The sequence below is a fragment of the Agarivorans sp. genome (assembly GCF_050295395.1).
Classification (GTDB): domain Bacteria; phylum Pseudomonadota; class Gammaproteobacteria; order Enterobacterales; family Celerinatantimonadaceae; genus Agarivorans.
The window spans coordinates 1-1,730 of sequence record NZ_JBNKPP010000082.1 but is presented as its reverse complement, the minus strand read 5'-3'; the positions used below and the strand labels follow the sequence as shown (position 1 = coordinate 1,730).

1 protein-coding gene and 2 pseudogenes are annotated in these 1,730 nt (G+C 48.4%); all 3 read left to right on the top strand.

Annotation, left to right across the window (positions count from 1 at the left end; all coding sequences use genetic code 11):
* A pseudogene (locus tag ACQY6Q_RS04810) lies at positions 1–96 on the top strand (transcriptional repressor LexA); the annotation flags it as partial.
* Positions 97–358: 262 nt separating this feature from the next.
* Positions 359–1,489: a cytochrome c oxidase subunit II gene (coxB, locus tag ACQY6Q_RS04805; RefSeq protein ID WP_427978508.1), complete on the top strand. Its 1,131-nt coding sequence runs from the start codon at positions 359–361 to the stop codon at positions 1,487–1,489.
* An 11-nt stretch (positions 1,490–1,500) separates the two neighbouring features.
* Positions 1,501–1,730: pseudogene (locus ACQY6Q_RS04800) on the top strand (cytochrome c oxidase subunit I); the annotation flags it as partial.

Sequence of the window (1,730 nt, the reverse complement as noted above, 5' to 3'; positions counted from 1 at the left end):
GAAGAACTGTCGACTATTGAGGTCGATCTTGAGTATCAGAGCATGGATATTGAAGGTTTGGCGGTGGGTATTATCCGCACGGCAGACTGGATGTAAGCCTTTTTTCTAATAGTTCCCTCCCATTTTAAGCCCAAATCCTTTGATTTGGGCTTTTGTCGTTAACATCACATCTTTCACCTTAAACAACAAAATTAACAACAATATATTTACAAATCCTTAACTTAACGCTTAATTTATATACTGTGGGTTGTATTTAGCCGTTACAGCTTATTGCTTTGGTGGGGGACTTTCCCCGTACTTGGCAGGGCTTGTGGAGTATTACAAGTACTGCTTTTGGCTACTAGCAAAGGAGAGCGCTGTGAGCCGAGGGATTCAGCTATTAGTGCTGGCATGCTGTTCGTTACCTGTATATGCGCAGGAAATGTCATTTAATTTACGCCCAGGTGTAACTGCTATTAGTGAGCAGGTTTACGACCTTCACATGACGATTTTTTATATTTGCTGTGTGATTGGCATTTTGGTGTTTGGTGCCATGTTTTGGGCGATTTTCCATCACCGTAAATCGAAAGGCGCGGTGCCAGCCCAGTTTCACGAGAGCACAAAGGTCGAAATTATTTGGACCATTATTCCTTTCATTATTTTGATTGGCATGGCGATACCCGCCACCAAAACCTTGCTAGCGATGGAAGATCCTTCCGATGCCGACCTTACCATTCAAGTCACCGGCTCCCAGTGGAAGTGGCATTACAAGTACTTTGAGCACGACTTAGAGTTTTACAGCGTGTTGGCCTCAGACATGGAACAGGTGAAGGGCAAGCTAAAAAAACGCGACAACTATTTGTTGGAGGTGGACCACCCCTTGGTATTGCCGGTGGGGAAAAAGGTGCGCTTCTTAATGACCTCGGAAGACGTGATCCACTCTTGGTGGGTGCCGGATTTTGCGGTGAAAAAAGATGCCAACCCCGGCTTTATTAACGAGGCATGGACGCGCATCGACAAACCCGGCATTTACCGCGGCCAATGTGCCGAGTTATGCGGTAAGGACCATGGCTTCATGCCGATTGTGGTGATTGCCAAACCTGAGGATGAATACGCTAGCTGGTTGGCTGAGCAAGAGGCGGCCTATCTGGCTAAACAAGCTGCCGAGCAAGAGCTGGTCGCCATGACCATGGACCAAGCTGAGCTAATGGAGCTGGGCGAAAAAGTTTATCTGAAATCTTGTGCGGCGTGTCACCAGCCTAACGGTGAAGGTTTGCCGGGGGTATTTCCGGCCTTAAAAGACAGCCCAATTGCCACCGGGGCAGTGAGCCAACACATAGATGTGGTGGTGAATGGTGTACCGGGAACGGCGATGCAGGCCTTTGGCAAGCAGTTAGGTTTAAAAGAACTGGCTGCGGTGATTAGCTACGAGCGGAATGCTTGGGGCAATGATACCGGTGATTTAGTGCAGGCCAAGGATGTGGTGGCCGTGCAGAACGCAGCGCAGTAGGGAGATAGGGAATGAGCACGATGAGCGAGCTTCACGCAGAGCACGAAGAACACCACCATGCCCCACGCGGATTAATGCGCTGGGTACTCACCACTAACCATAAAGACATTGGTTCGATGTACTTATGGTTTAGTTTCACCATGTTTATTGTGGGCGGTGCAATGGCCATGGTCATTCGCGCCGAGTTATTTCAACCGGGTTTACAGTTAGTCGAACCCAACTTTTTTAACCAAATGACCAC